At 67.3% G+C, this 3884-nt stretch carries 5 protein-coding genes; 3 read left to right on the plus strand and 2 right to left on the minus strand.

The annotated features are described in order from the left end of the window. Positions 1-2: 2 nt before the first annotated feature. Together AB0C02_RS20360 and AB0C02_RS20365 are read right to left on the minus strand one after the other, a co-directional pair. Positions 3-575: a hypothetical protein gene (locus AB0C02_RS20360; protein ID WP_357549956.1), complete on the minus strand. Its 573-nt coding sequence runs from the start codon at positions 573-575 to the stop codon at positions 3-5. A gap of 2 nt (positions 576-577) precedes the next feature. Beyond that, complete coding sequence (locus tag AB0C02_RS20365) at positions 578-1099, minus strand: hypothetical protein (protein ID WP_357550037.1); 522 nt, start codon at positions 1097-1099, stop codon at positions 578-580. A gap of 191 nt (positions 1100-1290) precedes the next feature. On the opposite strand from AB0C02_RS20365, the gene AB0C02_RS20370 reads away from it, so the two are divergent. The 3 genes from AB0C02_RS20370 (at position 1291) to AB0C02_RS20380 (ending at position 3879) form a co-directional block, all read left to right on the plus strand. Next, entirely contained in the window at positions 1291-1761 is a 471-nt protein-coding gene (locus tag AB0C02_RS20370; RefSeq protein WP_357549958.1) for a hypothetical protein, read from the plus strand. Positions 1762-1936: 175 nt separating this feature from the next. Beyond that, complete coding sequence (locus AB0C02_RS20375; RefSeq protein ID WP_357549960.1) at positions 1937-2707, plus strand: alpha/beta fold hydrolase; 771 nt, start codon at positions 1937-1939, stop codon at positions 2705-2707. A 188-nt stretch (positions 2708-2895) separates the two neighbouring features. Beyond that, positions 2896-3879 carry a class I SAM-dependent methyltransferase gene (locus tag AB0C02_RS20380; protein ID WP_357549964.1) on the plus strand — a complete coding sequence of 328 codons (984 nt, stop codon included), beginning with the start codon at positions 2896-2898 and terminating at the stop codon, positions 3877-3879. Positions 3880-3884 lie beyond the last annotated feature (5 nt).

A 3884-nucleotide genomic window follows, 5' to 3' on the forward strand; every position in this document is an offset into this window, starting at 1 on the left:
GCCTACCAGTCGGGGTGTTCCAGGGAGTGTCGTAGCCGGTCGTACAGCTCGGCCTGCCGGCTGTCCAGCGGCGAGTCGTCGTGTTCGGTGCCGCCGCAGTGTGCCCGCCGAAGAAGCAGCGAACCGATCATCTCGGCTTCGCGTTCCTCGGCGGCGGCGTAGTTGCTGCGACCAAGGCAGCGCTGGACCAACTCCGGGTCGAGGTCTGGCAGCAGCAACCGTGAGGCGTCCGGATCCATTACCTCGGTCGTGCGATGGCCGGCGATCAGGTGCCCCAGCTCGTGCCCGATGATCAGCATCTGATGCAGCGGCGAGGTGTTCTGCTCGAAGAAGATGGCGTCGAAGTCGCCGGTCGGTACGAACATCCCGCACACCGTGTGGGCCGGCAGGCTGATCGGAACCAGGTGGATGGGCCGGCCGCGCCGTTCGCCGAGGATCTCGCACAATCTGCGTATGTCGAACGGTTCCGGCATCTCCAGCGCGGCGAGCAGTTGGTCGCAGCGCTTGCGTAGTCGGTACAACGTCACGTGAGCGTTCTCCCGGTCGTCGGCGTGCTGCCACCGAAGGATCAGCACCGCTACCTGCGATCGCCAGACGTGCTGCCGACTTCCTCGGGGCCTGAGCCCTCGGCCACGGCTCGCAGACGCGTCACCATCTGCTCGATCAGATGTCTGTCCGTGGCGGACAGTCCACTGTCGGCGAGCACCTGGCGTAGTGCCACCTGCTTGACGTCCATTCGGCGGAGCTCGTTGAGCAGCCCGATCTGGTCCTGGATTCGTTGCGCGGCCGCCTCATCGACGAAGTAGCCCGAGTTCACGCCGAACGCGGCGGCCAAGGCACGTACGTGCGACATTCGAGGGTCGCTGGCCACGCCCCGGCGTAGCTCTCCGACGTAGGCCGCGCTGATTGTGACACCGGTGTCGGCCGCCGCTGCGTTGATCTTGTCGGCGATCTCTTTGTTGGTGTACCGGCGTCCTGCTTCGTCGGAGTCGCTCAGTTCCTCGGGTGTGGGGCGAATCTTGTCGAACAGGTACTCCAGCCTGGCGGCCAACGTGTCGAGGGACGGCAGCTCCAGCTCAACAAGCCGATCTTCGACCATGATCTTCACCCCTTCGGCGAACTAAACAGCAGTGTCGCAGATGTAAGTGACAACAAAACAGATGTTGACACCTGCAACCTGAAGCGCCGAGCGCAGCGACGCCGGTGCTGGCGAGCCGGCACCGGCCGTACTGGCCCCTCGGCTGTGGCGGATAATGACGATCAACGTACCTCTGATTGGAAGGATCCTTCATGGCCTCCTCGACGTACCGGTCCATGCGCAGCCTGCTCGGGGCATTCCTGACTGCGGTACTGGTGGCGACGACACTCGCGGTCACCAGCTCGCCCGCCGCCGCCCACACCAAACTCAGCCCAGGGGCTTCCTGTCCCGGCACCGAGTTGTCGCCGCACCGCGACGCGTACGGCGGCGCGATCTCGGTGTTCATCTACTACTCCAGCGCCAACGGCGGCACCAACTGCGTCTGGGCGCAGAAGAACCTCAACCGCGACAAGTCCGAGTCGATGGACATCCTCGTCGGCCGGTGCGGCACCAACAACCCGGGCTACCCGTGCGAGCCGATCGTCTTCGACCACGATCCCGGCAACTTCCAGTACTACGCCGGCCCGGTGAAGGTCACCGGCACGGCCAGCCGGTGCATCATCGTGTCCGTGACTTATCGGAACCTCAGCTCGGAAACGTGGGGACCGATCCACTGCGGCTGACGACCGCGCCCGTCACCAGGTGACGGTGGGGCGGCCTCCGCGGGCCAACTGATCCGGTCGTCGCCTCTGAGGGGGCGGCAGGGTCACGCCGGGACCGGCCGGCACCGGGTAGGTGCCGGCCGGCTCGGCACGATGGCTCGCCGACAGACTCCCTGGTTGACCTATGCTCGCGGTCATGTCCCGGGTGAGTGCGGGCGGCGCGAGCCGCTGGTTCGGGCCGGTGGCGCAGTCCTCCGGCGACGCGCAGGTCTTCGTCTTCCCACATGCCGGTGGCATCGCCACATCGTTCATGGAGTGGCAGACGATGGCTGAGCCGGAACTGTCGTTGCAGGTCGCGCTGATGCCGGCCCGGGGAATCCGGATGCACGAGCCGCCCGTCGACGACCTTGCGGAGCTGGTGGATCAGCTGACGACGGCGGTCATCGAGCGGGCGTCGGGGCCGTTTCTGCTGTTCGGGCACAGCCTGGGTGCGCTGGTGGCGTTCGAGGTGACGCGGGAGCTGCGCCGCCGGGGCGCGCCCGATCCGCTGGCGCTGCTGGTGAGCGGGGCCGAGGCGCCGCAGACCCGGCTGATAAAGCAGCGCTGTCACGAACTCGACGACACCGGCCTGATCGAGGCGTTGCGCGACTTCGGGGCCACCCCGGCCGGGTTGCTGGCGGACCGGGAGATGATGGAGATCATTCTGCCGGGTGTCCGGGCCGACTTCGCCCTGTCCGAGCGGTACGCCTACCGTGCCGAGCCGCCGTTGGAGCTGCCGGTGCACGTGCTGCTGGGCGACGCGGACGAGCATGTGGACCTGGACCGGGCGGCCGGGTGGGCGCTGGAATGCGCGACCCCGCCACAGCGGTATGTGTTCGCCGGTGGGCATTTCTTCCTGACTGACTACCAGTCGGAAATCCTGGACCTAATGCGTCGCATCGTCGCCGATCACACCGCTGTGTCGTAATCGTCGACAAAGGATGTGTAAGGACTCCTGCCCGCACCAGGGATTCCATGGTGTCGGGTGTTCGACCTGGCTGACCGGCGAGATGCGGTGTTACAGTTCGCCATCCGTTCGTCGAAGGGACGTCGCTGACGAGGCGGCAAACCGTTGCGTGCGCCGAGGTGCACATGAGCCCGTCGTACTTGCCGTCCTTGATTCTGCGTGAGTACCTGCACACGGTGGCGACCGTCCACCCCCAGCTACGCGAGGTGCTTGATTTCGAGCGCCCGGGTGCGGCTGCGGCGCTCGCGGAGCTGGCCGCCACGGTGAGCGAGTTCGACACCGACTCCACCGGCCGGGGCGACTCTTATCGGCGGGCCCAGCGCGACACCCTGGTGCGCTGGACCGGGATGCGGCAACTGTTGGAGCTGGCCACTCCGGCCGGGTCCGAGCCGGTCACCCTCATCCTGGACGTGCTCGGCGGCGACGGCACCGTGGCGCGCGCCGCGAGCAGTCAGTCCGCCTGTTTCGAGTCCAAGCTGGCGTTCATCACCGGCGACCTGTCCGGCCACATGGTCGACAAGGCGCTCGCGCACGGCCTGCCCGCCGTACGCCAGGCCGCGCACTTCCTGTTCTTGCGCGACGCCAGCCTGGACGCGGTGCTGCTCGCCTACGGAACACATCACATCCCGGCACATCAGCGGCCGCTGGCGGTGGCGGAGGCGGCCCGGGTGGTCCGTCCCGGTGGCCGGATCGTGCTGCACGACTTCGACGAGTCGAGCCCGATGGCTGGATTTTTCGGTGAGGTGGTGCATTCGCACGCCTCCGGTGGCCACGACTACCAGCATTTCAGCCGGGCGGAGCTGGCCGGCCTGTTCGCCCAGGTGGATCTGCCGGTGCGCATCGTCGACCTTTACGATCCGCTGATCGTGCGCGCCGACACCGAGCAGTCCGCGTACGAGCGGATTCGCGACTATGTCGGCGACATGTACGGGGTGCGGGAGTTTTTCGCGACGCTGAGCGATGACGAGGTGTGGCGGTTGTTGACGCACCACTTCGACCACACCGGCTACCTGGCCGCGCTCGGTGGCCGTGACGGCATCCCGGCGCGGCCGGTGGTCTACCGGGCCGACGGGCAGTTCGTCGCCGAGGTGCCCCGGATGGCGATCGTCGCGGTCGCGACCAGGACGGCGTGACCGCC

Source organism: Micromonospora sp. NPDC048999 (genome assembly GCF_040649295.1).
GTDB lineage: Bacteria > Actinomycetota > Actinomycetes > Mycobacteriales > Micromonosporaceae > Micromonospora.

Bases quoted from the DNA above. Each gene is read 5' to 3' on its own strand.
- AB0C02_RS20365 (WP_357550037.1), bottom strand. From the start codon at position 1,099: ATGGTCGAAGATCGGCTTGTTGAGCTGGAGCTGCCGTCCCTCGACACG.
- AB0C02_RS20370 (WP_357549958.1), top strand. From the start codon at position 1,291: ATGGCCTCCTCGACGTACCGGTCCATGCGCAGCCTGCTCGGGGCATTC.
- AB0C02_RS20375 (WP_357549960.1), top strand. From the start codon at position 1,937: ATGTCCCGGGTGAGTGCGGGCGGCGCGAGCCGCTGGTTCGGGCCGGTG.